This is a genomic window from Actinoplanes sp. NPDC026670, from assembly GCF_040638175.1.
GTDB lineage: Bacteria > Actinomycetota > Actinomycetes > Mycobacteriales > Micromonosporaceae > Actinoplanes.
Genome location: NZ_JBEZXU010000005.1, coordinates 129,664 through 156,424, shown reverse-complemented (window position 1 = coordinate 156,424; position 26,761 = coordinate 129,664). Strand labels below are relative to the sequence as shown.

At 69.7% G+C, this 26,761-nt stretch carries 25 protein-coding genes; 18 read left to right on the top strand and 7 right to left on the bottom strand.

The window, feature by feature from the left end; translation table 11 throughout:
* Positions 1-298: 298 nt before the first annotated feature.
* The 4 genes from AB0E94_RS07245 to AB0E94_RS07230 form a co-directional block, all read right to left on the bottom strand.
* Positions 299-940, bottom strand: coding sequence for a DsbA family oxidoreductase (locus tag AB0E94_RS07245; protein WP_360323523.1), 642 nt, complete (start codon positions 938-940; stop codon positions 299-301).
* Position 941: 1 nt separating this feature from the next.
* Complete coding sequence (locus tag AB0E94_RS07240) at positions 942-1,385, bottom strand: SufE family protein (protein WP_360323521.1); 444 nt, start codon at positions 1,383-1,385, stop codon at positions 942-944.
* Between the two features lie 74 nt (positions 1,386-1,459).
* Positions 1,460-1,852 (bottom strand): CBS domain-containing protein, encoded by a 393-nt coding sequence (locus tag AB0E94_RS07235; protein WP_360323519.1) that lies wholly within the window; start codon positions 1,850-1,852, stop codon positions 1,460-1,462.
* A 35-nt stretch (positions 1,853-1,887) separates the two neighbouring features.
* Entirely contained in the window at positions 1,888-3,621 is a 1,734-nt protein-coding gene (locus AB0E94_RS07230; protein WP_360323517.1) for a proline--tRNA ligase, read from the bottom strand.
* Positions 3,622-3,695: 74 nt separating this feature from the next.
* On the opposite strand from AB0E94_RS07230, the gene AB0E94_RS07225 reads away from it, so the two are divergent.
* The 15 genes from AB0E94_RS07225 to AB0E94_RS07155 all read left to right on the top strand — a co-directional run bounded on the left by AB0E94_RS07225 (position 3,696) and on the right by AB0E94_RS07155 (position 21,452).
* Positions 3,696-4,595, top strand: a complete 900-nt coding sequence (locus AB0E94_RS07225; protein ID WP_360323515.1) for a sulfurtransferase — start codon at positions 3,696-3,698, stop codon at positions 4,593-4,595.
* An 85-nt stretch (positions 4,596-4,680) separates the two neighbouring features.
* Positions 4,681-5,256: an RNA polymerase sigma factor gene (locus AB0E94_RS07220; RefSeq protein WP_360323513.1), complete on the top strand. Its 576-nt coding sequence runs from the start codon at positions 4,681-4,683 to the stop codon at positions 5,254-5,256.
* Positions 5,253-6,086, top strand: a complete 834-nt coding sequence (locus tag AB0E94_RS07215) for a hypothetical protein (RefSeq protein ID WP_360323511.1) — start codon at positions 5,253-5,255, stop codon at positions 6,084-6,086. The genes AB0E94_RS07220 and AB0E94_RS07215 overlap by 4 nt, the downstream gene beginning before the upstream one ends.
* Positions 6,083-6,943, top strand: a complete 861-nt coding sequence (locus AB0E94_RS07210) for an ABC transporter ATP-binding protein (RefSeq protein WP_360323509.1) — start codon at positions 6,083-6,085, stop codon at positions 6,941-6,943. Before AB0E94_RS07215 ends, AB0E94_RS07210 begins: the two co-directional genes overlap by 4 nt.
* Positions 6,940-8,418 carry a hypothetical protein gene (locus tag AB0E94_RS07205; protein ID WP_360323507.1) on the top strand — a complete coding sequence of 493 codons (1,479 nt, stop codon included), beginning with the start codon at positions 6,940-6,942 and terminating at the stop codon, positions 8,416-8,418. The genes AB0E94_RS07210 and AB0E94_RS07205 overlap by 4 nt, the downstream gene beginning before the upstream one ends.
* Complete coding sequence (locus tag AB0E94_RS07200; protein ID WP_360323505.1) at positions 8,415-9,041, top strand: hypothetical protein; 627 nt, start codon at positions 8,415-8,417, stop codon at positions 9,039-9,041. Before AB0E94_RS07205 ends, AB0E94_RS07200 begins: the two co-directional genes overlap by 4 nt.
* A 294-nt stretch (positions 9,042-9,335) precedes the next feature.
* Complete coding sequence (locus tag AB0E94_RS07195) at positions 9,336-11,090, top strand: HSP90 family protein (RefSeq protein WP_360323503.1); 1,755 nt, start codon at positions 9,336-9,338, stop codon at positions 11,088-11,090.
* Positions 11,087-13,870 (top strand): tetratricopeptide repeat protein, encoded by a 2,784-nt coding sequence (locus AB0E94_RS07190; RefSeq protein ID WP_360323501.1) that lies wholly within the window; start codon positions 11,087-11,089, stop codon positions 13,868-13,870. Before AB0E94_RS07195 ends, AB0E94_RS07190 begins: the two co-directional genes overlap by 4 nt.
* Before the next feature lie 32 nt (positions 13,871-13,902).
* Complete coding sequence (locus AB0E94_RS07185; protein ID WP_360323499.1) at positions 13,903-14,508, top strand: helix-turn-helix domain-containing protein; 606 nt, start codon at positions 13,903-13,905, stop codon at positions 14,506-14,508.
* A 69-nt stretch (positions 14,509-14,577) separates the two neighbouring features.
* Positions 14,578-15,906: a biotin carboxylase N-terminal domain-containing protein gene (locus AB0E94_RS07180; RefSeq protein ID WP_360323497.1), complete on the top strand. Its 1,329-nt coding sequence runs from the start codon at positions 14,578-14,580 to the stop codon at positions 15,904-15,906.
* Positions 15,903-16,784 carry a hydroxymethylglutaryl-CoA lyase gene (locus tag AB0E94_RS07175; protein ID WP_360323495.1) on the top strand — a complete coding sequence of 294 codons (882 nt, stop codon included), beginning with the start codon at positions 15,903-15,905 and terminating at the stop codon, positions 16,782-16,784. Before AB0E94_RS07180 ends, AB0E94_RS07175 begins: the two co-directional genes overlap by 4 nt.
* 130 nt (positions 16,785-16,914) lie before the next feature.
* Positions 16,915-17,217 carry a hypothetical protein gene (locus AB0E94_RS07170; protein ID WP_360323493.1) on the top strand — a complete coding sequence of 101 codons (303 nt, stop codon included), beginning with the start codon at positions 16,915-16,917 and terminating at the stop codon, positions 17,215-17,217.
* A 181-nt stretch (positions 17,218-17,398) separates the two neighbouring features.
* Positions 17,399-18,514, top strand: a complete 1,116-nt coding sequence (locus tag AB0E94_RS07165) for a hypothetical protein (RefSeq protein WP_360323491.1) — start codon at positions 17,399-17,401, stop codon at positions 18,512-18,514.
* A gap of 244 nt (positions 18,515-18,758) precedes the next feature.
* Positions 18,759-20,282 (top strand): acyl-CoA carboxylase subunit beta, encoded by a 1,524-nt coding sequence (locus AB0E94_RS07160; protein ID WP_360323489.1) that lies wholly within the window; start codon positions 18,759-18,761, stop codon positions 20,280-20,282.
* A gap of 12 nt (positions 20,283-20,294) precedes the next feature.
* Positions 20,295-21,452: an acyl-CoA dehydrogenase family protein gene (locus tag AB0E94_RS07155; protein ID WP_360323487.1), complete on the top strand. Its 1,158-nt coding sequence runs from the start codon at positions 20,295-20,297 to the stop codon at positions 21,450-21,452.
* A gap of 9 nt (positions 21,453-21,461) precedes the next feature.
* Here AB0E94_RS07155 and AB0E94_RS07150 read toward each other — a convergent pair whose 3' ends face one another.
* A complete protein-coding gene (locus AB0E94_RS07150) occupies positions 21,462-21,950 on the bottom strand; it encodes a MarR family transcriptional regulator (protein ID WP_360323485.1) in 489 nt (162 codons plus the stop codon).
* Between the two features lie 101 nt (positions 21,951-22,051).
* On the opposite strand from AB0E94_RS07150, the gene AB0E94_RS07145 reads away from it, so the two are divergent.
* Both AB0E94_RS07145 and AB0E94_RS07140 read left to right on the top strand, forming a co-directional pair.
* Positions 22,052-22,627 (top strand): YceI family protein, encoded by a 576-nt coding sequence (locus AB0E94_RS07145; RefSeq protein ID WP_360323483.1) that lies wholly within the window; start codon positions 22,052-22,054, stop codon positions 22,625-22,627.
* Between the two features lie 157 nt (positions 22,628-22,784).
* The gene (locus tag AB0E94_RS07140) at positions 22,785-24,257 is read left to right on the top strand and encodes a glutamate-cysteine ligase family protein (RefSeq protein ID WP_360323481.1); all 1,473 of its coding nucleotides are present in this window, start codon (positions 22,785-22,787) and stop codon (positions 24,255-24,257) included.
* A 40-nt stretch (positions 24,258-24,297) separates the two neighbouring features.
* On the opposite strand, the gene AB0E94_RS07135 is transcribed toward AB0E94_RS07140, so the two are convergent.
* Complete coding sequence (locus AB0E94_RS07135; protein ID WP_360323479.1) at positions 24,298-25,488, bottom strand: Hansenula MRAKII killer toxin-resistant protein 1; 1,191 nt, start codon at positions 25,486-25,488, stop codon at positions 24,298-24,300.
* 134 nt (positions 25,489-25,622) lie between these two features.
* On the opposite strand from AB0E94_RS07135, the gene AB0E94_RS07130 reads away from it, so the two are divergent.
* Positions 25,623-26,267: a PASTA domain-containing protein gene (locus AB0E94_RS07130; protein ID WP_360323477.1), complete on the top strand. Its 645-nt coding sequence runs from the start codon at positions 25,623-25,625 to the stop codon at positions 26,265-26,267.
* Here the strand turns inward: AB0E94_RS07130 and AB0E94_RS07125 are convergent.
* Positions 26,264-26,620 carry a hypothetical protein gene (locus AB0E94_RS07125; protein WP_317789321.1) on the bottom strand — a complete coding sequence of 119 codons (357 nt, stop codon included), beginning with the start codon at positions 26,618-26,620 and terminating at the stop codon, positions 26,264-26,266. The genes AB0E94_RS07130 and AB0E94_RS07125 overlap by 4 nt on opposite strands.
* Between the last annotated feature and the right edge of the window lie 141 nt (positions 26,621-26,761).

The following is a 26,761-nucleotide window of genomic DNA, read 5'->3' as shown; positions in this document are numbered from 1 at the left end:
TGCCCGGGGCCGATTCGCGCTCGAGGCCCTGTACTCGAGGCCCTGCGCCCGAGGGCCCTGCATCCCTGGCCACGACGTTCCCGGCCCGGGCTTTTCCGCTCCTGGGTTCGTCCCGCATCCTGCGTCTCGGGCTCGGGTTTGTTCCCCGTCCGAGTTCGGTCCTACGTCTTGCGTCCCGCGCGGGTCTCGCGCCCTGCGTCCTGCGCGGGTCTCGCGTCCCGCGTCCCGCGCTTGATTCGTTGCGCGTCCAGGTCGGCCCACTCATGTGACGGTCATCTATGTCGTTTCACGTGAAACGTCATAGACCGGCGTTGGCGCTCTCCCGGCGAGTGATCTCCTCGAACGCCGACAGCAGCGTCGCGGTGTCATGAGCGCCCGGCAGTGCGTACTTGCCGTCGACCACGAAGGTCGGGACGCTACTGATGCCGAGTGCCCGAGCCTCCTCGATGTCGGTGTTGATCGCGGTGGTGCCCGCCTCTGACTTGAGGTGGGCTAGCGCGGCGCCGGCATCGAGCCCGATCGAGCCGGCGACCTCGGCGATTGCCGGCAGGGAACCGATGTCGACACCATCGGCGAAGTGGGCCCGCTGGAGCGCGTCGAGCATGTCGGCCTGCCGATCCTGGATCGCCGCCCAGGCGATCAGCCGGTGCGCGGCGAACGTGTTGGCCGCGATCGCCCGGTCGTAGTCGATCGTCAGGCCTTCGGACGCGGCCATCTCGGTCACCTGGGCAAGCATCTCCTCCACCTGCTCTGGCCCACCGAACTTCGCGGCCATCACCTGCTTGATCGGCAACGGCTCCGGCACCGGCTCGGCGCTCAACTGGAACGCCCGATAGGTGACCGTCACCTCGCCCTCGACGGCCCTCAACGCCTTCTCGAGCCGTGCCTTACCGATGTAGCACCACGGGCAGACGACGTCGGACCAGACCTGGATGTCCACGTCACTCCGCCCCGAGCGGGGCTGCCTGCTCGGCGACCTGCCGTTTGAGGCGGGCCAGGATCGCGGTCCCGCCACGGACCCGAAGCGGGCTGATCGCCTGAGCGAGACCCATTCGAGAATAAAGATCATCTGGTACGGCCAGAACCTCAGCCGCAGACGCGCCCGCCAACCCCTCCGCCAGAATTCCGGCGAACGCGCGCGTGGTCGGCGCCTCGGGTGGGCAGTCGAAGAGCGACACCACAGTGCCGTCCGGCTGCACGATCGCCTTCAGGAAGAACTGCGTCTGGCACTCCGGAACCTGCTCCATGCCCTCGTGGCCGGCCAGCTCCGCCGGCAGCGGAGGCACCGCGTCGGCGAACTCCAGCAGCATCTCGAGCACGACGTCACGGGGCGCGGTCGCGAACTCATCGACGATCTCAGCCAGTTTCGGCGGCATGTCACTCACGGCATCGACCCTACGCGCCGACCACCCGTCCGCTCGCCGTGCGCTGCCTCACGATGGCTAGGGCCAGGCTGTGGTCAGGCCGCCGCTGAGGAGGTCGGTAGCAGGGCGATGTCGCTGAGGCTGAGGATGCCGACCAGTTTGCGATCGGCATCGCAGACCAGCAGGCGGCGCACGCCCCGTTCGCGCATGGCCTGGACCGCCTCCTCGACGGTTGCGCTCTGCTCGATCATCAGCAGCTCGCGGGTGGCGATCGAACCCAGTGTCGTGGTGGCCGGGGACAGCTTCTCGGCTATCGCCCGGACCACGATGTCCCGGTCGGTGACGATGCCGGCCATGGTCGGGCCCTGGGTGACGATTACATCGCCGATGCCCTGATCGCTCATCACCTGAGCGGCCTCGTCGAGTGGGGTGTCCTCGGGAAGGTAGACGACCCGCCGGGTCATCGCGTCCGCGACCAGCCTGACCATTGCTCTGCTCCTCCACCGCCGCTGCATCACGAGGACTACCCGAGCTCCGCCGTGATCACACCGGCCACGTCCACGAGGGGCACTTCCTTTCGATCCTGCGTGCGGCGGTCGCGCACTTCCACGTACCCCTCGGAAAGACGGCGGCCGACCACGACGCACCGGGAGATGCCGATGAGCTCGGCGTCGGTGAATTTGACCCCGGCCGAGACGTTGGGCCGGTCGTCGACGAGGACCCGCAGGCCGGCGCGCGACAGCGTGCCGCCGAGGATGAGGGCCGCCTCGACCTGGCCGTCCTTGCCCGCCGCGACGATGTGCACGTCGGCCGGGGCGATCCCGGCCGGCCAGACCAGGCCGCGCTCGTCGTGGTGCTGCTCGGCGATGGCCGCGACCGCCCGGGACAGGCCGATGCCGTAGCAGCCCATGGTCGGCCGGGAGGGTTTGCCGTCGGGGCCGAGGACGTCGACCTTGAACGCGTCGGTGTAGCGCCGGCCCAGCTGGAAGATGTGCCCGATCTCGATGCCGCGGCGCATCGTGAGGCTGCCGTCGCCGCAGGCCGGGCACGGGTCGCCGGGCCGGACCTCGGCCGCCTCGATGGTGCCGTCGGGTGTGAAGTCGCGCCCGCAGACCACGTCGGTGGCGTGTCTGCCGGGCTCGTTGGCGCCGGTCAGCCAGGCGGTGCCGGGGGCGACGCGCGGATCCGCCAGGTATCGGATCTTGATGTCCTGCGGGCCGATGTAGCCCTTCACCAGGTCGGGATAGGTGTCGAAGCCGTCGAAGAGGACCGCGGTCGCCGGGGCGAGAGCGGCGTTGAGCCGCTTCAGGTCGACCTCGCGGTCGCCGGGCACGCCGATCGCCAGCAGCTCCGGCTCACGGCCGGGATGCTGCACGGTCACCACCACGTTCTTCAGGGTGTCGGCTGCGGTCCAGTCGGTCCGCCCGGCTAGCGCCCGCTCGTTGGCCAGCTCGACGAGCGACGCGATGGTGGGTGTACCGGGGGTGTCGTGCACGGCCGACGGGGGTGCGGTCACCTCGCGAACGGGCGGCGCCGGAGTGGTCACGGCCTCGGTGTTGGCGGCGTAGTCACAGGCGGTGCAGCCGACGTAGGTGTCCTCGCCGACCTCGGCCGAGGCCAGGAACTCCTCGGACGCCGAGCCGCCCATCGCGCCCGACATTGCCGAGACGATCGTGTGCTTCAGCCCGAGCCGGGTGAAGATCCGCTGGTAGGCGGCACGCATCCGGTCGTAGGCCTCGGCCAGACCGGCGTCGGTGAGGTCGAAGGAGTAGGCGTCCTTCATCAGGAACTCGCGGCCGCGTAGCAGCCCGCCCCGGGGCCGGGCCTCGTCACGGAACTTGGTCTGGATCTGGAAGAGGATCAGCGGAAAGTCCCGATAGGACCCGGTCATGTCCTGGACGAGAAGGGTGACCATCTCCTCGTGGGTGGGCGCCAGCAGGTGATCGGCGCCCCGCCGGTCCTTGAGGGTGAAGATGTCGTCGCCATACTCGGTCCAGCGGCCGCTCGTCTCATAGGGCTCGCGCGGCAGCAGCGCGGGGAACGAGATCTCCTGCCCACCGGCCGCGAACATCTCCTCCTGGACGACCGCCACGATCCGGTCCAGGACCAGCTTGCCGAGCGGCAGCCAGGTGTAGCCGCCCGGAGCGGCGCGACGGACGAACCCGGCGCGCACGAGGAGGCGGTGACTCGGCACCTCCGCGTCCGCCGGCTCCTCGCGCAGGGTCTTGAGCAGCAAGGTGGACATCCGAAGCAACATGGAAACCGAGCTTAGGGACAGCCGGCGGGCAGGACATCCGGTTATCTCCCTGAACAGGCGCTAGCGTGACAGGCATGTCCGTTCCGAACGATCCGGCGCAGGCGCTTCAGGCGTACGCGCACCCTGACAAACTGGTCACCACCGAGTGGCTCGCCGCGAATCTGGACACCCCCGGCCTGGTCGTCGTCGAGTCGGACGAGGACGTGTTGCTCTACGACACCGGCCACATCCCCGGGGCCGTCAAGGTCGACTGGCACCTGGAGCTGAACGACCAGGTCACCCGGGACTACCTCGACCCGGCGACGTTCGCGGAGCTGTGCGCCGCCAAGGGCATCGGCCGCGACGACACGATCGTGTTCTACGGCGACAACTTCAACTGGTGGGCGGCGTACGCGCTGTGGGTCTTCAGCCTCTTCGGCCACCGCGACGTGCGGCTGCTCGACGGCGGCCGGCAGAAGTGGGCGGCCGAGGGGCGCACCCTGACCAGGGACAAGACGGTCCGCCCGGCGGCCGACTACCCGGCGCCGGTCCGCAACGACGCCGAGATCCGTGCCTTCCGCGACCAGGTGATGGGCCACATCTCCAGCGGCCGGCCGCTGGTCGACGTCCGGTCCCCGCAGGAGTACACGGGTGAGCTGACCCACATGGCGGCTTATCCACAGGAGGGCGCGCTGCGTGGCGGGCACATCCCGGGCGCGGTGAGCAAGCCGTGGAAGTCGGCGGCCAACGACGACGGCTCGTTCAAACCGCACGACGAGCTGATCAAGATCTACCGCGACGAGCTGGGCCTGGAGTCGGCGGACGACATCATCGCCTACTGCCGGATCGGCGAGCGGTCCAGCCACACCTGGTTCGTGCTGCACCACCTGCTCGGTTATCCACAGGTCCGCAACTACGACGGTTCCTGGACCGAATGGGGCAATCTGGTCCGTGCCCCGATCGCGAAGGGGTCGGAGCCCGGCGGGCTCAGCTGACCGTCGTTCTGAGCACGGCGCCGCCTTCCACAGGCGGCGCCGTTTTTCGTGAACCGAATCCGGGGCCGTCGGCGATAGTCCAGATGTGCGACGGAGAAGACAGCGACCGATACCCCCGGTCAGCGAGCAGAGCAGCGACGCCGAGCTGCTGCGGGCCGTCGCCGCCGGACAGACGGCGGCGCTGCGTCTGCTGCATCACCGGCATGCCGGCTGGCTTCGCGCCCGGCTGCGCCGGCGATGCGCCGACCCCGATGTGGTCGACGCGGCGATCCAGGACACGTTCGTCGCGGTCTGGAAAGACGCCCATCGGTATGAGGAGACGTCCGCCGACGCTGCGGCCTGGCTCTGGACCATCGCTGTCCGGCGGCTGCTCTCCACATTGCGCGGGCCGGCCCATCGCTGGCTGAGCGGCCCCGCCGACGAGCTGCCAGATGTCGCCACCACCCCGTCCGCCGAGGAGCTGGTGCTGCTCGGCGTCGAGCACGGCGCTCTGGGCCCGGCCCTCGACCGGCTCTCCCCCGAGCTGCGCCGGCTGATCGAGGCGACCGCGCTCGACGGGCTCTCCGTCCGTGAGGCGGCGAAACTGCTCGGCATCCCCGAGGGCACCGCGAAAACCCGCCTCATGCGCGCCCGGACCAGGCTGAGGGAGCTGCTCACATGACCACCGACTGGCATCTCGACCCAGGCCTGATCGAGCAGTATGAGACCGGCGCTCTCGAGCCCAGCCGGATCATGGCGGTGGAGGCGCACCTGCTGGCCTGCGCCGACTGCCGGGCCCGCATCCCGGCCGACGACGCCTGGCTGACCGACAACTGGTCGGCAGTCTACGACGACATCCATGCGCCCCGGCTCGGCCCGCTCCAGCGGCTCCTGACCCGGGCCGGCCTGCCCGAGCACAGGTTGCGCCTGCTCACCGCCACACCCGCGCTGCGCTGGTCGTGGTTGCTGGCGACGGCGGCCGTGCTGATGCTCGCGGTGGCCGCGGCCCGGCTCGGCGCCGACGGCAGCCTGCTGGTCGGCCAGGCGTTCCTGGTGCTGGCCCCGATCCTCCCGGTGATCGCGGTCTCCGGGGCCTACGGTCCACCCGCCGACCCGATGCACGAGATCACCGGCACGACTCCCGCCGCCGGGCCGGCGCTGGTGCTGTGGCGTGCCGTCTCGGTGATCGGGGTCGCCGTCCTGATGTCCACCGTCGCGGCCGTCCTGCTGCCCGGCCCGGGGTGGTATTCGGTGGCCTGGCTGCTGCCCGCTCTGCTGCTCTGCACCGGGACTCTGGCGCTGGCCACCGTCCTGTCGTTGCCGGTCGCCGCCGGTGTCCTCGGCGGGCTCTGGCTCGCCGGGGTGCTCGCCGCCACCGGCACGAGCGACGACCTGGCGGTGGCGGCGATGTTCGGTCCGACCGCCCAGCTCGCCTACCTGCTGTCCGCGGCGCTGGCCGCCGCAGTCCTCATCCAGCGGCGACGCCGCTTCGACCTCGGGGAGAGCCGATGACCGCCGTTGCTGTTCAGGGCCTTGCCAAGCACTACGGTGCGACCACCGCGCTCGACTCGGTCGACCTGGAGATCACGGTCGGGGTGACCGGCCTGCTCGGACCGAACGGCGCCGGCAAGAGCACCCTGCTGCGGTGCCTGGCCACGGCACTGGCCCCGGATGCCGGGACGATTCGGGTGGGCGGGCTCGACCCATCGGTGGCCGCGCAGCGGACCGAGGTGCGACGGCGGATCGGCTACCTCCCCCAGAATCCCGGTCTGTATCCGAACTTCACGGCGTATGACCTGCTCGACTACGTCGCGGTTCTGAAGGAGATCACCGACACCCGGCAGCGCCGGGCCGAGGTGCGCCGCGTGCTCGACGAGGTCGAGCTCACCGATCGGGCCAAGACCAAGGTCCGCAGACTGTCCGGCGGCATGCGCCAGAGACTCGGTCTGGCCCAGGCGCTGCTCGGCGATCCGGAGCTGGTGATCCTGGACGAGCCGACCGTCGGCCTCGACCCCGAGCAGCGGATGCTGTTCCGGGCGCTGATCTCCCGGCTCGGCGAGCGGCGGACCGTGCTGCTCTCCACCCATCAGACCGAGGACGTGGGCGCCCTGTGCGAGCGGGTCGTGGTGATGAGCGGCGGCCGGGTGGTCTTCGAGGGCAGCCCGCGTGAGCTGGCCGGCGTTGCCGAGGGGCAGGTGTGGCTCTCCGAGCAGCCGCCGGTGGGCAACGCGGCGTATTGGCGCAACGCGGACGGCCTCTACCGGACGATCGGGCGGCAACCGGACGGCGCCGAGCCGGCCAGGCCGTCCATCGAGGACGGATATCTGCTGCTCCTCGGCAACGCGGTCGCGGCCGGGGTGACCCGATGACCGTCACGATGGAGCGCTCTGTCCATACGTCGCCGACCCCGCGCGCGGCCACCGTGGCGCTGGCCCGGGCGGAGGCGCGACGGCTGTGGCACAGCCCGTTCTACTGGGGTGGGGCACTCCTGTCGACGGCACTAGGCGTCGCCTGGGCCTGGACCAGGATGCCGACGTGGGCCACCTTCGCCGAGAACTCCGGGATGAGCTCCCTGGTGCTGGCCATGGGCCTGCTGCTGGCCACCCACCTGGCCACCGGCCGGGACCGGCGGGCCGGCGCCGAGGAGAGCACCCGGACCATGCCCGCCGGCCCGGCCCGCCGAGGGCTCGCGATGCTGGTGTCGGCGCCGATCGCGGTGCTCACCGGCGCGGCGGTCCACGTCGGGTCGCTGCTCCTGCTGCTGCCGGCCTGGCCGGTCGGTGAGTTCGATCCCTGGGCGGCGGCGGTGGTCCTGGTGATCCCGCCGATCGGCGCGGTCATCGGTCTCCTGGTCGGACGGGTCCTTCCGAGCCCGGCGGCCGGGCCGCTCACCGGTGTCGCGCTGTGTGCGCTGCTGATCGCCCTGCTGGCGCTGCCCAGCTATCCACAGAATTACGCTTCGGCGCTCTGGCCGGTTCCGGAGCCGGCCTGGGAGATCGGGGCGCCCCGGCCGACCGGGTGGCACCTGCTCTACCTGGTCGGTGTGCTGATCGCGCTGGTTGCGGCGGTCACCTGGCGGCCCTGGCCGAAGACGTCGGTGATGGTGCTGGTCGCGGCTGTGGCGTGTGCCGGTGTGTCGGTGGAGCGCGAGACCGCGGAGAGCCCGGCGATCATCAGCATCGACCTGGTCAACGAGTACACCGGGCCGGCCGTGCTCTCCTGCCAGACGCATCAGCGGGTCCGCTACTGCGCGTTGCCGCACTTCGAGGGCTGGATCAAGAACTGGCGGCAGGCGGTGGAGCCGGTCGAGGCGCACCTGCCGGCCACCGCCCAGCGGCCGACGGTGCGGCAGATCGGCAGCTCCTACGACCTCAAGCCGATGACATCCGGTGTTCCCGAGGTCGTCACGTCCGAGTCGTGGGGCCGGGTCGGGGGCTGGGCGGCGGATTCACGGATGCGGCTGGCCGGCGACTACGTGGGGGCGTCGGTCGGGCTGTACACCGGCATGTTGCCGGATCCCTACTGCGATGCCGCCGGCCAGCACCGTACGGTCGCCGGGTTGTGGCTGCTCGCCCAAGGCCTGCCGGACGGTGTCGCGCGGGTGCGCAGCGGTGAGCTCCGGATGCCCCGGGTGCGGTATGGCCAAGCCGAGCTGGATGCGGCCGTGAGCCTGCTGGATCGGCCGTATGCCGAGGTCGCCGACCATCTGGCGCGGCATTGGGCGGAGCTGCGTGACCCCTCGTCGACAGCCCTTGCCGGGCTCGGCGTGACCCTCACTCCGCCCGCGATCCCGGCGGCCGAGTCCCAGGGCGAGCCACGTGCCGAAGGCGGCGTCTGCCGATGACGGTCAGGTTGCTGATTCCGCATCTGCTGCGGGCGGTGCCGTGGTGGCCCCTCGGTGCGGCGGCCCTCCTGGCGGTGCTGGTGCAGGTGTCGGCGCTGGCTGAGAAGCCGCTGGGCTGGGCGGTGCTGGCCGGATTGTGGGTGGCGGCCGGGGCGCTCGGGGCGGGGGCGGGGTTCGCGCTTCCCGATCCGATGGGGTCCACGGTGATCACGCCGGTGCCCCGATGGGTGCGGCAGTGGCTCCGGGCGGGGCTGGTGCTGTTGCCCGCGGTGCTCGTGTGGGTGCTGATCTACGTGGGGGTTCAGGCGGCCGTCGCACCGGAGATCACATGGCCCGCCGGGTTCGTGATCCTTCAGGCGGCCGTGTGTGGGTTGGTGCCGGTGGCGGGCGCGGCGGTCGGGGCGCGCTGTCGGGACACGACGACCGGGGCCCTCGCCGGGCCGGGCGTGCAGGGCGTGCTGCTGGTCGGGAGCCTGTTCTTCACCGAGAAGGCGTCGCCGTGGTCGATGCCCGGCCCGGACGGCTGGACCGTGGCCCAGCAGGCGTGGCCGGTCGGCCTGGCCCTGGTGTCGGTCACGCTCGTGCTGGCCAACCGCGAATCAACGAGCCCGGCCACCGACTGACGGCGGTCGGAAGCAGCCGGCATCAGGAAACGGGCTGCGGAGGGGAGCGGTCGGCGTCGAGAAGCGGACAGCGGTCGGGAGCGGTCGGCCTCGCGAAGCGGACAGCGGTCGGGAGCGGTCGGCCTCGCGAAGCGGACAGCGGTCGAGAGCGGTCGGCCTCGGGAAGCGGACAGCGGTCGGCAGCGGTCGGCCTCGGGAATCGGACGGTGGCGGGAGCGGGTGACGAGTGGAAGCGGCGGCTCACCGAGTGATATCGGTCGGATTTTGTCGGCGGTAACCGGTACCGTGCCGCGCGTGAGCAACACGTTCCAGGTCGACCTACGGGGCATTGTCGATCTGCTCAGCCACCACCTCTACGCGAGCCCCCGCGTCTACGTCCGTGAGCTGCTGCAGAACGCCGTCGACGCGATCACCGCGGTCGGTCCCGAGCATTCCGGCGTGATCTCCGTCGTCTCCTCCGACAGCACCGGCGACGGCACGCTGCGGATCGACGACAACGGCATCGGCCTGACCGAGGCGCAGGTCCACGAGTTGCTCGCCACCATCGGGCGCAGCTCGAAACGTGACGAGCTGGGGTTCGCCCGGCACGAGTTCCTCGGCCAGTTCGGCATCGGCCTGCTCTCCTGCTTCCTGGTGGCTGACGAGATCCGGGTGCACACCCGCCGCGAGGGCGCCGCCCCGGTTCTCTGGACCGGTTTCTCGGACGGGCGTTACGCGGTCCGCCCCGGCGACGAGCGCGAGCCGGGCACCACGGTCACCCTGCTGCCCCGGCGCGGCGCCGAGCACTACCTGACCGGCGAGACGGTGACCGACCTGGCGCGGACGTATGGTTCGTTGCTGCCGGTCACGGTGTCGGTCGACGGCCGCAAGGTCACCACCGGCACGGTGCCGTGGGAGCTGCCCACCGAGTCCCGGATGAGCTATGCCGAGCGGACTCTCGGGTTCCGCCCGTTCGACGTCATCGAGCTGAACGTGCCCGCCGCAGGCCTGACCGGTGCCGCGTTCGTGCTGCCCACCCCGGTGAACCCGGCGAGCCGTGGCGGCCACCGGGTCTACCTGAAGCGGATGCTGCTGTCCGAGAGCGTCGAGGGCCTGCTGCCCGAGTGGGCGTTCTTCGCACGTTGCGTCGTGGACAGCACCGAGCTGCGGCCGACCGCGAGTCGTGAGGCGCTCTACGACGACGGCATGCTGGCCGAGACCAGGGAGGCGATCGCCGACCAGCTTCGGGGCTGGCTGGTGCGGTTGTCGGCGACCGACCCGCGCCGGCTCGGCGAGTTCCTGAGCATCCACCATCTCGGTGTGAAAGCGCTGGCCCTGCACGACGACGAGATGTTGCGCCTGGTCGAGCAGTGGTACCCGATGCAGACCAACATGGGCGAGGTCACCCTGGCCGAGTTCCGGTCCCGGCACGGCGTGCTGCGTTACGCGGCGACCGCCGACGAGTTCCGGCAGCTCGCGGGGGTCGCAGCGGCGCAGGACCTGGGCCTGATCAACGGCGGTTACGTCTACGACGCCGAGCTGATCCAGCGGCTGGCGGCGCTCGACCCGGAGGTGCGGGCGGAACGGCTGGACCCGACCGACCTGACCACCCGGTTCACCACTGTGGACGCCGAGGCCGAGTTGCAGATGCGCCCGTTCCTGGCGGCGGCGCAGCGCCGGCTGGACCGGCTCGGCTGTGAGGTCGTGGTGCGCGCGTTCGACCCGGTGACGACGCCGGCGCTCTACCTGGTCAGCCGGGCCGCGGCGTTCCACGACGAGTTCACGTCGAGCCGCGACCGGGCCGACGACCTGTGGGGCGGGGTGCTGGACGCGCTGTCCCGGACGGTTCCCACCGATCGGCCGCAGCTGGTGCTCAACCACCGAAACCCGCTGGTCCGGCGGGTGGCCGCGCTCGGCGACGCCGAGTTGTCCGGCCTCGCGGTCGAGTCGTTGTACGGCCAGGCGCTGCTCCTCGGCCACCACCCGATCCGCCCGTCCGACGCGGCCCTGCTGACGACGTCGTTCCTGGGCCTGCTGGACAGGGCAGTCCCCGGTGAGGAGACCCGATGAAGACCGCTCAGGAGCTCTGGGATCTGCTCGGCGAGGCGCAGCAGCTGCCCTACGGTTCGGCCCAGATCGCCCTGGTCGACCAAGTGCTCCGGCACGTGGACACGACGGATGACGCGTCGCTGAAGTTCTCGGCGCGGCTGTTCGCGACGACCGCCTACATCTACGGCGGCGAGCCGGTGCGGGCATTCCCCACCTTCTCGTGGTGTGTGTCCGATTTCGACGGTAACCCAAGCCCGTACCACGAGCGCTGGATGCACAACCTGCTCTGGCTCTTCAAGAACATGGTCCATTCGATGACCAGGTTCCCGGAGCTGCCGCTGGAGCGGACCTACGCCGTGCTTGACGACATGGAGCGGCGTTACCGGGAGAGCGGTCACGGCCTGCAGCCGGTCTACAAGCACCGCTACCTGGTGGCCCAGCATGTCGGCCTGATCCCGGAGGCGGAGGAGTGGTTCCGCAAGTGGCAGGCGGCGCCGCGCAACCAACTGTCGGACTGTGCCGGTTGTGACCCGACGAGCCTGGTCAGCCACCTTGCCGGGGAGGGCCGTTTCGAGGAGGCCGTGGAACTGGCGACCCCGGTGCTGGCCGGTGACCTGTCCTGCACCGAGCAGCCGCAGAGCATCCTGAGCGAGCTGATGGTGGTGTACCTGAAGACCGGCCGCCTGGACGAGGCCGCGGACGCACACCGGCGTTCCTACCTGGTCGAGCGCAACAATCTGGCCGACCTGTGGGGCATCGGCGATCACATCGAGTTCTGCGCGCGGACCGGTAACGAGCACCGTGGCCTGGAGATTCTCCAGCGCCACATCGACTGGCTGGACCGGGCGCCGTCACCTGCCGCGGCGATGAGTTTCGCGGCGAGCGCGGTGCTGCTGCTGCGCCGGATCACTGCGATCGGGCATGGTGACTCCCCGGTCCGGCGGGCCGGCCGGCCGGACTCGACCGCCGCTGAGCTGGCCGTCGAGCTGGAGACGTTCGTGACCGGGCTGGCCGCTCGGTTCGACGCCCGTAACGGCACCGGCCACCAGAGTGACGTGGTCCGGCGGACGATGTCGGCCGAGCCGTATGGCGTCGTTGTGGCGTTGTCTCCGACGGCACGGCCGGTGGCAGTCCCGGCGGGCCGGCCGCCGGCGCCCCCGGAGCCGGAGACGGTACAGGTCAGTGACACCGCGACTGCGGACGAGCTGATCGACCTGGCGGAGAGCTACTACCGGGACGATCGGAGTGACGCGCTGCGGGCGGTTCTGGCGGCCTACGACGGCCGGTTCGAGGACCCGGAGGATCCGGCGCAGGCCGGACGCCTGTCGACACTGCACGGGTATGTGCTTCCGGACGAGGCGGTCGAGGAGACTGCGGCGGCCTGGGAACGGGCGGCCGAGCTGTTCACCACGGCCGGTGACACTGCGCGGGCGAGTGCGGTGCGTGCCCGGCTGGCGTTGTTCCGGAGTCGTGACGGCGAGCCGACCGCCGAGTCGTTGTCGACGATCGAGGCCGACGTGGCGGTCCAGGAGGAGCACGGTGACACCGGGAGCCGGGCCAGCGCGCTGATCCGGTTGGCACATGTCTACCGGCTGCTGGACCGTTCCGATGATGCGAACGAAGTCGGCGACCGTGCCGACCGGCTCGCGGCGGAGACGGGGGAGCCGCGGCGTCTGGCCTATCACGCGATGACCCGGGCACAGAACCGGGCGATGGCGGGCCGGGGCGAGGAGGCGGTCGAGGCGGCCCGGGCGGCGTGGGTGTTCTACCGCGAGCACGGTCCGGCCTCGGAGGCTGCCGCGGCCGGGATGGTGCTGGGCCAGCTCACTGAGGATCCGGAGGAGGCGGTCACCGCGTTGGGCGTACCGCTGGATTTCGGTTTGGCGGGCGCGCAGTTGCCGGCCCGGGTGAACCGGGGCCGGGCGCTGATGCGGCTGGACCGGGCGGCGGAGGCGGTCGCCGACTTCGTCGAGGCTGTGGCTCTCTGCGCGGAGGGCGGTCAGGTCGAGGGCGGCCTGTTCGCCCGGCAGGAGCTGGCGCAGGCCTACCACCAGGCGGATCGCCCGGTGGAGGCGGCCGAGGTGGCCGAGGAGGCGCTGCTCGGTTTTGAGCAGCTCGGCTTCGGGGAGCCGGCCGCGGACACTCGTTTCCTGCTGGCGGCGGTCTACCGGGAGCTGCAGGACAACGATCGGGCGCTGGCGATCTACCGGGATCTGATCGAGAACCTGGAGGGCAATCCGGCGGGCCGGGGTCAGGTCGGTGAGCAGGCCGGTCAGTTGCTCTACGACATCGACCGGGACAGTGAGGCGGCGCTGACCTTCCGGGCCGCGGCCGAGTCGCTGCGTGAGGCCGGCGACCTGGCCGGCGAGTTGCGGGTGCTGCGCCGCCGGTTGATGGCGCTCAACTACGCCGACGAGGTGCCTGAGGCGGAGACGGTCATCGAGTTGGCCGCCAGGCGTTACGCCGAGTTGCCGGACGAGTTGGCCGCCGAACCGGGTGTGATCTGGGGCCGGTCGGTCTTCGCCTTCGAGATCGGGAACCTGCTGATGCGCCGCGGCCGCTATGCGGAGGCCCTGCCCCACCTGTACGGTGCGCCGGAACGGCTTCGTGGGATCGGCGCGATCGACGACGCCGACCGGGTGGAGGGCATGCTCGCCGAGGCGCTGTTGCGGTCGGGTTCGCCGAAGGAGGCGGAGCGGATTCTGGGCGCCCTGCTGAAGCGGATGCGTCCGGACGCACCGACGCGTGAGCTGGCGAGTGAGCTTTACGACGAGGTCATAAATCGGCTGAACGACCGTTAAGCATGGCCTTGACGACGGGTTACAGTTGCGAGGTGACGACGGTAGATCAGCGGCACCGGACCACCCCGCCGGCGCCGAGGCGGCGGTCGCGCCGCGACGAGATTCTGGAAATCGCCGTGGGGCTGTTCGCCTCCCGCGGCTATCACGGCGTGTCGATGGACGACATCGGCTCGGCCGCCGGCGTCACCGGCCCAGCGCTCTATCACCACTTCGCCGGCAAGGAGGCGATGCTGGTCGCGGCGCTGATCCCGGTCAGCGAGGGCCTGCTGGCGGGTGGCAAGGAGCGGGTCGCCAGGCATCCGGAGGACGCGAAGGCGGCGCTGGCCGACCTGATCGACTTCCATGTCGACTTCGCGCTGGCCAACCCCGCGGTGATCGCGCTGCACCTGCACGAGCTGGACCGGCTGCCGGAGGATCCGCGCCGGCAGATCCGGCGGCTTCAGCGGCTCTATGTCGAGGAGTGGGTGACCGTGTTGTCCCGGGTGCGCCCGGAGCTGCCCGCGCCGGAGGCCCGGGTGCTGGCGCATGCCGCGTTCGGTTTGATGAACTCGACGCCGTTCCTGGGTGGTGAGGTCGACCGGGTGCGCCGGGCCGCCCTGTTGCGGGAGGCCACGATTCATGCTCTGATCGGGCACTGATAAGCCCACAAAACTAAACAATGGGGTAAAGCGCCCACAAGGCAGGCTGACCCCACGGAGAGAGCACTCATGATCGAGTCCCTGCTCATCGCCAACCGCGGCGAGATCGCCCGGCGGATCATCCGTACCGCCAAGCGTCTCGGCGTCCGCACCATCGCCGTCCACTCCGATGTGGACGCTGACCTGCCGTTCGTTCTGGAAGCGGACGAGGCGGTGTGCATCGGCCCGGCCAATCCGGCCCAGAGCTACCGCAACACCGAGGCGATCCTCGCGGCCGCCAAGGCGACGGGTGCCCAGGCAGTGCACCCCGGTTATGGCTTCCTGAGTGAAAATGCCGACTTCGCCCGTACCGTCGAAGCAAATGGCCTGGTGTGGGTCGGACCCGCCGCCGATGCGATCACCGCGATGGGCGACAAGATCAATGCTCGGAATCTGATGGCCGCCGCAGGCGTGCCGGTCGCGCCCGGATCGCCGGATCCGGCCGGCAGCGTCGAGGCCGCCCGGAAGGCGGCCGAGGAGATCGGCTTCCCGGTGATGGTGAAGGCCGCTGCGGGCGGCGGCGGGATGGGCATGGCCGTCGCCGAGACCGACGAGCAGTTGATCAAGGAGTACGAGAAGGTCCGCACCTTCGCCGAGCGGATGTTCGGCAGCGGCGACGTGCTGATCGAGCGCTACTTTCCCCGGGTGCGGCACGTGGAGGTGCAGATCCTCGGCCTGGCCGACGGCCGGGTGATCGCCCTCTCCGAGCGGGAGTGTTCGGTGCAACGCCGCAATCAGAAGCTGGTCGAGGAGGCCCCGTCCCCGGCGGTGAGCCCTGAGCTGCGTGAGCGGATGAAGGCCGCGGCCGTCAAAGCCGGCGAAGCGGTCAACTATCGCAATGCGGGCACAGTGGAGTGTCTGCTCGATCCGGCCACCGGCGAGTTCTTCTTCCTGGAGATGAACACGCGCCTTCAGGTCGAGCACCCGATCACCGAGCTGATCCACGGCATCGACCTGGTCGAGATGCAGTTGCGGATCGCGTCCGGCGAGGCGGTCACTCTCGAGGAGGGACAGAACGGTCACGCGATCGAGCTCCGCGTCAACGCCGAAGACCCGAAACGCTTCTTCCCCGGCCCCGGCAAGATCACCACGTGGGTCGAGCCGGCGGGCGACGGGACACGGGTCGACTCCGGCTACACCGACGGCAACACGGTCAGCCAGAACTACGACTCGCTCATGGCGAAACTGATCGTTTTCGGTACCGACCGGGACGACGCGATCTCCAAGGCGCGGGCTGCGGTGGCCGGCTTCGAGATCGCCGGCCCCAAGAACAACCTGCCGTTCGTCGCCGAACTGCTGGAGAACCCGGAGTTCCTGTCCGGCGACTACGACACCGGCATTGTCGGGAGGATGCGATGACGACCACGGTCTCGATCCGCGAGGTCGGCCCCCGCGACGGCCTCCAGAACGAGGATCCGGTGCCGGCCGAGGCGAAGATTCAGCTGCTGGACGCACTGAGCCGGACCGGTGTGGGCCGGATCGAGGCGGTGTCGTTCGTCCATCCGAAGGCGATCCCGCAGATGGCCGACGCCGACGAGGTCTGGGCGAAGGCCTGGCGCAACCCGGACGTGCGCTACTCGGCGCTGATCCCCAACACCCGCGGCGCCCAGCGTGCGCTGGCCGCCGGGTTCCGGGAGATCGAGGTGGTGGTGTCGGCGAGTGACACCCACAACCGGCGCAATCTGAATCGGTCAACCGCCGAGTCGCTGGACGACATCGCCCAGCTGATCCCGCTGGTGCACGAGGCCGGCGCGACGCTCGAGGTGATCGTCGCGACCAGTTTCGGCTGCCCCTTCGAGGGCGACATCGACCCGGACCGGGTGGCCGGCATCGTGGCCCGGGTCCGCGCCGACGGTGCGGACCGTATCGCCTTCGGCGACACCACGGGCATGGGCACTCCGCGGCGGGTCCGCGATCTTCTCACCGCGGTGCGGCCCGACCTGCTCCACTTCCACAACACCAGGGGTACGGGACTCGCGAACATCCTGACCGCCCTGGACCTGGGCGTGACCGAGTTCGACGCGAGCGTGGGCGGGCTGGGCGGCTGTCCCTACGCCCCGGGCGCCTCCGGCAACGTGGCCACCGAGGAGGTCGTCCACATGCTGCACGACATGGGCATCGACACCGGAATCGACCTGGACGCTCTGCTCGAAGCGGCTGCTCTCGCGGAACGCCTGGTCGGCCGCCCGTTGCCGTCGGGTGTTCTGCGGGCCGGCCCGCGAACTCGTCTGGTGTGATTCCGGGCGCGATTTTCTATAACCATTTTCCCGATTTGCTGGCGTGACTTCCGGCTCTACCGCGTCGTTACCAATACCGAGTGACCAATACCCGCTGGAACGGTCACCCATTGACGACGAGGGGCAGAGCATGACGGACTGGCAGGCTGAGCGCGTCGAGCGCACGGCTCGCCGGTCCGCAGCGAATCCCCACGGCGGCTCCCCGCTCATGCCGTCCCACAGCCAGGGGGCGGAGCGGCGGCCGGAGCGCCGCGCCGGACGCACCGGATCACGGTGGCGCCTGCGTGTACCCGTCGCCGGTGGGTCGACCGCGACGATTGCCGGGTATGAACGCACGGTCGACGGGCTCCTCGAAGCGGCCGTCCAGCCGCCGGAGCCCGTCGCGGATCCGGTGATCGCCTCCGAGCGGATGAACCTCGAGCCGGTGGCGTAGTTCCCCCCTTCGCCGGGCCACGCGATTCCTGAACCGTTTGCGCACAGGCGGCGAATCGTACGAGCGCCCGAGCTCTGATCGCAGTTCATCAACTCCCGGGCATCACTGTGCCCAAAAACAGAGCAGTCAACTGAATACGCAAAACCAATGCTGACCATTTGTGAAAGGCTTCCCTTTACTGATGAAGAAGACTTGGGTTCGTAAGGCTCTAAGCGTCGGCATCCTGGCCGCGGGCGCCCTGCTGCTCGCGCCGGCCGCCATGGCGCAGGCAGCCGAGGTCAACCAGACCCACCGGGCGGAGAGCGTCACCGAGTCCGGCATCCTCGGCGGATTCGGCGGACTCTTCGGCAGTGTCAGCCGGATCAGCCTCGGCAGCTTCAACAGCTTCAGCACCCTCGACGGCGCCTCGTACGCCATGCCGACCAGCTCCTGCGGCAGCTCGTTCGCCCTGCTCGGCGCGGCCAGCTCCTACGGCACGTGTGGTGGTGGCGGCTTCGGGTACTCCGGCCAGGCCGTGCAGGCGGTTCAGGCCGTGCAGGCGGTCGAGGTTCCGGTCCAGCAGTTCGTGCGGGCCGACAACTACTCGAGCTGCTCGGCGTACGTGGCCGCCAGCCCGTGTGGTGGCGCGGTCGCCAACTACGGGGTCGTCGACAGCTACGGCGCCGACTACGGCTACGACCAGGTCGACTACTCGGCCTACGACGCCGCCCAGTACGTCGAGCCGGTCGACACGTGCGGCAGCTCGCTCGGCGCGTTCGGATACGCCGGCGCCTACGGCTCCTGCGGTGGCGGCGCCGACATCGTCTACACCCAGGCGGTGCAGTACGTCGAGCCGGTCGTTCCGGTCTACACCGCCCCGTCCTACATCCTCGGTGGCAGTGACTGTGTCTGCCCGACCGGCAGCCTGGCCTACGGCTACCCGGCCGACGTCCGCGGCCAGGGTTACGCCCACCGGACCCCCAAGCGGCACAAGAACCTCCAGGGCGACGTTCGTGGCGCCCAGGGCTACAACGACGACAAGGGCGACGTTCGCGGTGCTCAGGGCTACAACGACGACAAGGGCGACGTCCGTGGTGCCCAGGGCTACGGCGACACCGAGGAGCCGGTGACCGACGCGGACGTCGACACTGCCGGCTATGAGGACGGCGGGCGCACCTCCAAGACCCTCGAGCGGTTCTCCTCGATCGGCTTCCCCGGTGAGCTGGGCGACCTGGACGGTCTGGGTGACCTGGACGGCCTCGGTGGCCTGGGTGACCTGGACGGCCTGAGCGCCTTCGACCTGTTCGGCCTGCGCTGAATCAGCGCGGCGACAGACCGGGTCGCGCCGGTCCCGGGCGTGACCCGCATCGGCTCCGTTCGGGGCCGATGACCGCCGGCGCCACTCCACAGCGCCGGTAGCAGTGAAGACGAACGGGAGCCCCCGAGCCACGGGGGCTCCCGTTCGGCATTGCCCGCTGTCCACTGGGTGAGATAACCTAACGCTCGTTAAGCTGACATCGTCGGCTGCGGATGGTCGTCGGCTGCGGGATGCGGAGGCAGGCATGGACGGGGAGGCGCTGGCCGGAGCGCACAAGCGGGTGCTGGCGGGCGGTGCGGAGCGTTATCACGCCGCCAACGCCGAGAAGGGCAAACTCTTCGCCCGCGAGCGGATCTCGCTGCTGGTCGACGAGGGTTCCTTCGTCGAGGACGGACTCTTCGCCAACAGTCTGGCCGACGGACTGCCCGCGGATGGTGTGATCACCGGAGCCGCCCGGATCGACGGGCGCGACGTGTGCGTGATGGCGAACGACTCGACGGTCAAGGCGGGCTCCTGGGGCGCCCGTACCGTCGAGAAGATCATCCGGATCATCGAGCGCGCCTACCAGACCGGCGTCCCGATGGTTTACCTGGTCGACTCGGCCGGCGCGCGGATCACCGACCAGGTCGACCTGTTCCCCGGCCGCCGCGGCGCCGGCAAGATCTTCCACACCCAGGTCAAGGCGTCCGGCTCGATCCCGCAGGTCTGCGCGCTGTTCGGGCCGTCGGCCGCCGGTGGGGCGTACATTCCGGCCTTCTGCGACGTCGTCGCCATGGTCGAGGGCAACGCCAGCATGTATCTGGGGTCCGACCGGATGGTCGAGATGGTCACCGGTGAGAAGACCACGCTCGAGGCGATGGGCGGCGCCCGCGTGCACTGCACCGAGTCCGGCGTCGGCCACTTCCTCTGCAAGACCGAGCGCGAGGCGCTCGACGTGGTCCGGACCTACCTGTCCTACCTGCCGTCCAACTGGACGGCCAAGCCGCCGGCGGCCACTGCCGCAAACCCCGCCAAGGTCGATCTCGCCGGTCTGGTCCCGGTTTCCGAGCGTCAGGCCTTCGACATGCGGCGGTACGTGAAAGGTCTGGTCGACGAGAACTCGTACTTCGAGATCTGGGCGCTCTGGGCCCGTGAGCTGACCGTCGGTTTCGCTCGCCTGGACGGCGAGGTGGTCGGCGTGATCGGCAACAACTCGATGTTCAAGGGCGGGGTGTTGTTCGTCGACTCGGCCGACAAGGCGAGCCGGTTCGTGCAGCTCTGTGACGCTTTCAACGTCCCGCTGCTGTTCCTCACCGACGTGCCCGGTTTCATGGTCGGCACCGCGGTGGAGAAACAGGGCATCATCCGGCACGGCGCCAAGATGATCACCGCGATCTCCGAGGCCACGGTGCCGAAGATCTGCGTGGTGGTGCGTAAGGCGTACGGTGCCGGTCTTTATGCGATGGCCGGTCCTGGTTTCGACCCGGATGCGACGATCGCCCTGCCCACCGCCAAGATCGCGGTGATGGGCGCCGAGGCGGCGGTGAACGCCGTCTATGCCAAGAAGATCGCGGCGATCGAGGATCCGGAGGAGCGGGCCACCTTCGTCGCCGAGCGCCGCGCCGAGTATGAGCGCGACATCGACATCATGCGCCTGGCCAGCGAACTCGTCGTGGACGCCGTGGTGGAGCCGGGCGACCTACGGGCCGAGTTGGTGCGACGGTTCTCCGCCGCACAGGGCCGGGACCGCTCCTTCTCACGGCGCCGGCACGGCGTCAATCCTGTGTAGAGAGAGGCTGAGATGGTCGACTTCCGGCTCGACAAGGAGTACGAGGAGTTGCGCGACAGCGTGCGCCAGTTCGCGCGTGAGCAGGTCGCACCGGTCATCGCCGACCACTACGAGAAGAAGACCTTCCCGTACGAGGTCATTCGCCAGATGGGAAGCATGGGCCTGTTCGGCCTGCCGTTCCCGGAGGAGCACGGCGGGATGGGCGGTGACTACTTCGCGCTCTGCATCGTCCTGGAGGAACTGGCCAGGGTGGACAGTTCGGTCGCCATCACCCTGGAGGCGGCCGTCTCCCTGGGCGCCATGCCGATCTACCGCTTCGGCACCGATGAGCAGCGCAAACAGTGGCTGCCCAGGCTGACCAGCGGTGAGGCGTTGGCCGCGTTCGGGCTGACCGAGCCGGGCGCCGGCTCGGACGCGTCGGGCACGCTGACCCGGGCGGTGCTCGACGAGAGCACCGGCGAGTGGGTGATCAACGGGACGAAGGCGTTCATCACGAACTCCGGCACCGACATCACCTGCCTGGTCAACGTCATGGCGGTGACCGGCACGAACCCGGACGGCAGCAAGGAGTTGTCGACGATCATCGTGCCCTCGGGGACACCCGGTTTCACGGTCGCGCCCGGGTATTCGAAGGTCGGCTGGTGCGCGTCGGACACCCATGAGCTGTCCTTCGACGATGTGCGGGTGCCGGCGGCCAACCTGCTCGGCGAGCGCGGCCGGGGGTACGCCCAGTTCCTGCGCATCCTCGACGAGGGCCGGATCGCGATCGCGGCGCTGTCGGTGGGCCTGGCCCAGGGCTGCGTCGACGAGTCGGTGACCTACGCCAAGAACCGGACCGCCTTCGGGCACGCGATCAGTGACTACCAGGCGGTCAAGTTCCTCATCGCAGACATGGACCTGCGCGCCCACACGGCCCGGCTCGGCTACTACGACGCGGCGGCCCGGATGCTGGCCGGCGACGACTTCAAGCGTTACGCGGCCATCGCCAAGCTGAACGCCAGCAACGCGGCCATGGAGAACAGCCGGTGGGCCACCCAGGTGCACGGTGGGTACGGCTTCATGAACGAGTCCGCGGTCGGCCGGTTCTACCGGGACGCGAAGATCCTTGAGGTGGGCGAGGGCACGTCCGAGGTGCAGCGCATGCTCATCGCCCGGGGCCTCGGGCTGTAAGCGGGTTTCTTACGCGGCGGGCAGTGCGGTCTCCGCGCTGCCCGCCGTCGCGCACGGGTTGACCGCGTCGCGGATCGTGCGCAGCGAGCCGAGCAGCTCAGTGAGCTTCGTCTCGGGAAGCAATCCCACATACCACCTCTGGACCAGCTCCAGGTGGCCCGGCAGGACGTCGGCGAGACGCTGCATGCCGCTTTCGGTGATCACCGCATACGAGCTGCGCCGGTCGCTCGGGCAGGCCTCGCGCCGGACCAGCCCGGTGCGCTCCATGCGGTCGACGACCCGGGTCACGCCACTGGTGGAGAGTGTGGTCTGACCAGCCAGATCGGTCATCCGCAGGCGGCTGCCGGGTGACCGGGCGAGCCGCATCAGCACCTCGAACTCCACCTGGGAGAGGCGGTGCTCCTCGATCTGCGCGGCGAGCCGGTTCATCAATCCCGTGTACGCCTCGGCGAACAGTCCGACGGCGGTGAGGCGTGGGTCGTCCAGATCTTCGTTCACGAGGTGAACTCTACCAGGCACTTGACAGGAGGAATATTGCCGAGCATATAGTTGCTCCGTCAGACAAGCATCCCCGCAGAGCTTCGAGAGAAGGCAGTGTCATGACCAGCACCCGTGAGTTCGAAGGCCTCCAGATCCCCGCGGCCGGCACCTACGACCTGGACGCGGCGCACAAGCGGGTCGGGTTCGTGGTCAAGCACCTCATGGTCAGCAAGGTTCGCGGCCAGTTCGCCGAGGCCACCGCCACGATCGTGGTCGGCGAGAACCCGCTCGACTCCTCGGTCACCGCGTCGATCAAGACGGGCAGCGTCGAGACCGGTCAGGTCGACCGGGACAACCACCTGCGCACCGGTGACTTCTTCGAGGTGGAGAAGTACCCGACCATGGAGTTCCGCAGCACCGGTGTGAAGTCGCACGCCGGCGCCGAGTTCGTCCTCGACGGCGAGCTCACCATCAAGGACGTGACCCGGCCGGTCGAGCTGGTCGTCGAGTTCGAGGGCGCCACCACCAGCCCGTACGGTCAGCATGTCTTCGGTTTCAGCGCGCACACCGAGATCGACCGTGACGACTGGGGCCTGTCCTGGAACGTCGCCCTGGAGTCCGGTGGCTTCATGGTCAGCAAGAAGGTCAAGATCGAGATCGAGGGCGAGGCCGTCCTGCAGCAGCCGGCCGCCTGACACTCCACATTCGATGAGCGCCGCCCGGACCCCGGGCGGCGCTTTTCGAATCTCTGGCGGTCCATCGCGCAAGATGGCAGGCTAACCGAACGCATGCGTTCGTTCACAGAGCGGTGATCGACGTCCGGTTCATCCTCAGCCGTCCCCGGGAGGGATCATGGGCAAGGATCTGGTGACCGCCGTCTTCACGCCGCATGACCGGGTCGTCTTCCGCCGGAAGGTGCGCCGCTGCCTGGACGTCCTGGCCGAGATGCTGGACACCGTGCCGTTCCAGGCCGGAGCGCCGACCGCCGGTCTGGAGATCGAGATCAACCTGGTCGATGCGGACGCCACTCCGGCCATGCGCAACGCCGAGATCCTCGCCGACCTGGGCGACCCGCGATTCCAGCCCGAGCTGGGCCGTTTCAACCTGGAACTCAACGTTCCACCCCGAGAGCTGTCCGGTGACGGGCTGGCCGACTTCGAACAGGACATTCTGGACGCACTGCGGGGCGCCGCGGAGTGTGCCGGCAAGGATGAATGCCGTCTCGTGCTGGTCGGCATGCTGCCCACGCTCACCCAGGACCACGTCGTGCTGGCCAACATCTCCGACAACGAGCGCTTCCGGGCACTGGACGCCGAGATCGCCGGCGCCCGGGGTGATGAATTCCACATCGACATCCGCGGCGCCGACCGGCTGGTGACGAGCAGCGGCACCATCGCGCCGGAATCGTCCTGCACCAGCACGCAGTTCCACATTCAGGTCGCACCGGACGACTTCGCCCGCTACTGGAACGCCTCACAGGCGATCGCCGGGGTACAGCTCGCGCTCGGCGCCAACTCGCCGTTCCTCTACGGGCGGCAGCTCTGGGCGGAGACCCGGATCCCCTTCTTCGAGCAGGCCACCGACGCCCGGCCGGACGAGTTCAGCGCGCAGGGCGTACGTCCGCGGGTCTGGTTCGGTGATCGATGGATCGATTCGATCCTCGACCTCTACGAGGAGAATGTCCGATATTTTCCACCACTGCTGCCGGAGCTCAATGTTGAGGATCCGGTCGCGGTCCGCATCGGCGGCAAAATCCCTCAGCTGTACGAGCTACGCCTGCACAACGGCACGGTCTACCGCTGGAACCGTCCGGTTTATGACGTGTCCGGGGAACGGCCCCACCTGCGAGTGGAGAACCGGGTGCTGCCGTCCGGCCCGACCGTCGCCGACCTGGTCGCGAACGCGGCACTCTACTTCGGACTCGTGCGCGCCCTCGCCGAGGACGATCCGCCGATCTGGTCGCGTCTCGAGTTCGCCGCGGCCGAGGCGAACTTCCGGGCCGGCGCCCGCGACGGCATCGCCGCCTGCCTGACCTGGCCCGGAGTGGGCGAGGTGCCGGTCACCACGCTGGTCCGTGACGTTCTGCTGCCGCAGGCGCACACCGGCCTGGACCTGCTGGGCGTGTGCCCGGCCCAGCGCGACCGCCTGCTCGGCATCATCGAGGGCCGCTGCCGGACCGGCCGCAACGGCGCGAGCTGGCAGACCGCCGCCGTCCACGCGGCCGAGGCCCGTGGGCTGAGCCGCCCGGCCGCGCTGCGCGAGATGACTCAGCGCTACCTGGACCACCAGCGCACCAACGACCCGGTACACACCTGGCCCCTCTGACCCGCTTGTCGTGTGTCGTGGAAGTCCACAAGATCGGGAGCTACTTGCCCTTTTCCGGGTTGATTTTGGCAACTGTCGGGTTTGCCGGTGGTGGAGTGATCGTGGGCCGTGGCGGCTCGCTGTCGCCGTTCTTCCGCTTTGCCGGGGCGCGCCCGGTGGGCCGTGCGGCCGCGGCGATCTCCGGGTCGACGACAGCCGGCGTGACCGGCTTCGGAGGCGCCGGCTTCGGTGGCGCCGCTCGCCCGGACGCCCTGTCCTTCGGCGGCGCGGCCGCTGCCTTCGGCGGTTCCGTGTTCACTCTCGGTTGCACGACTGTTTTCGGCCGCTCGGCCGACGGCAGGGCCGGCCGGTCCTTCCGCTCGAGGCGGTTGAGCCGGCCCTTCACGATCGCCACGGTCAGCGCGGAGCCACCGAGCCCGGCCAGAACGGCATACGGCGCGATCAGGTACGCCGACTCGATCGGCCCCATCGCCTCGGTCAACAGTGGAGCGAGCGTGAGGAACGACAACGCCACCAGCAGCGGCCCGACCGCGCCGGAGATCGCCGTACCGAGACCGAGCTCGCGCCGCCATGCTGCCGGGATCGCCGCGACCAGGCCGATGCCGAACGCCGCGAACAGCGTCAACAGAGCGCTCGGCCAGTAGATCCCGCCGTACTGCACAGGGCTGACCGACTCGGCGAACTGCCAACTGGTCAGGTAGGTGGCGAAGTCACGTCCGGTGACCAGCTCGGCGACCACGCCGGCGATCGCGAGTGCCCACAGCCACAGCGCCGTCCCGATCAGGTTGGCCGCGACCGGCCCGGACGAGACCGCCCAGAACGCCACCACCAGCCCGGCGAGCAGACCAGCCGCCGCGTACGCCGCGGCGACCGCCTGTGGGGACAGCGCACCCTCGCGAACCGCGCCCCGGGCCGGCAACGCGACCAGGGCGACGATCACCAGCGCGCCCAGCGCGGAGGCGACCGCCAGCGCGAATCGCCACAGCCCACGCCAGCGATCCGAGCGCTCGGCCCGCAACCGCCCGGCGATCACCGCGCCGAGGACTGTCGCGCTGGCCGTGATCCAGGCGGCCCAGCCGAGACTGCCCAGCCAGACGCTGTCCGCCTCGGCGGCGCTCACCGGCCAGGCGATCACGCCCAGTCCATACCCAAGACCCAGTTGTGCGGCCCCGGCGCCGGCTGCGATCCCGGCCGCGGTGGCGGCTTGTGTTGTCCAGCCCTTCTCGGCCATGCCGCGCACTGTACTGCTCCTCGCCGATGTCTGGGAAATGCGCTTTCCGCTGGTGGAAACCGTCCTGACCGAGCAAGATTCGGTACCTTGACGCTGCGATGAGCGCGGATGTACGGAGCGGAAGGAACCCGGCGATGCCCGAGGAGCACGATCCGGACCCGACGGCCGATCGTCCTGATTCAGGCGATCGTGACCGTGACGTGTGGACCGGGCGGGCCGGCGTGCGGCCGTCTGGTGCGGTGCCGCGGGATCCGTACGACCAGGAGGGCGACTGGGCCGATCCGGGACAGTCCGAGCCGGCCGGGCACTGGTGGACTCCGATCGCGGTCGGCAGCGTCTCGCTGGTTCTTCTCGCGCTGCTCGGCTTCGGGATCATGGTGATCGTGCAGAGTTCCGGCGACGACACGGAGACTCCCGGCGACACGCCGACGGCCGCTCAACTGCCGGCGGAGACCGGTGCCGGCGTGACCACACCGGCGGTGGCGGCGACCACGCTGCCGACGACGGATGCGGCCGATCCGGAGGTGAACGTGCCGGCGCTGCGGGGCATGCCTCTTGCCGACGCGCAGGCGGCGCTGGAGCGTTCCGGTCTGGGGTGGCGGATCCTCCGCCGGGAGAGTGACGCCGAACCGGACACGGTGATCGACTGTGATCCCGCGGAGGGGCAGCAGGTGCCGTCGGACACTCGCGTGACCCTGATCGTCGCGTCGGCGAGGGCGGGCACGCCGACGACGTCGGCGCCCGTGAGTACCACGCCCTCGAACGGCGCTACCCGTTAGCGGTTGGGTGTGCGGATCGTCCGCCCGGGGAGGACTCCCGGGCGAGTGGCCGGCTGACGGCCGTTGCGGGCCCTTGGATCGGGAGCCTTTCCGACCGGGCGAAGCCCGTTGACCTGTACGAAGATGGATCGGCGCTCGACCGCGTCACCGGCCGAGTTCAACTCGTAGCCGTCCAGCCAGACCCAGCCCTCGTAGGTCGGCCAGTCGTGCACCCGGATGACCCGGAACAACATCGGTGATGCGAACTGGACGCTTGCCGCCTTCGTCACGTGGATGACATCACCGGACCGAGGTAGAACCACGTCATCTCCTGCCCTGAGACTCGTGTGGGATGTGGATGGTGACAAGTGCATCAGTTTGCCTTCTTGATGCACATTTGCAAGTCTTCGACGGTTTTGACCATCGAAGGAGGTTGCGGAACGTCACTATCGCCGAACAGCCCCACCCGTGTCGGGGCGGAAGTCCACAGCGGACTGCCAATGGCTCGGCGCCCC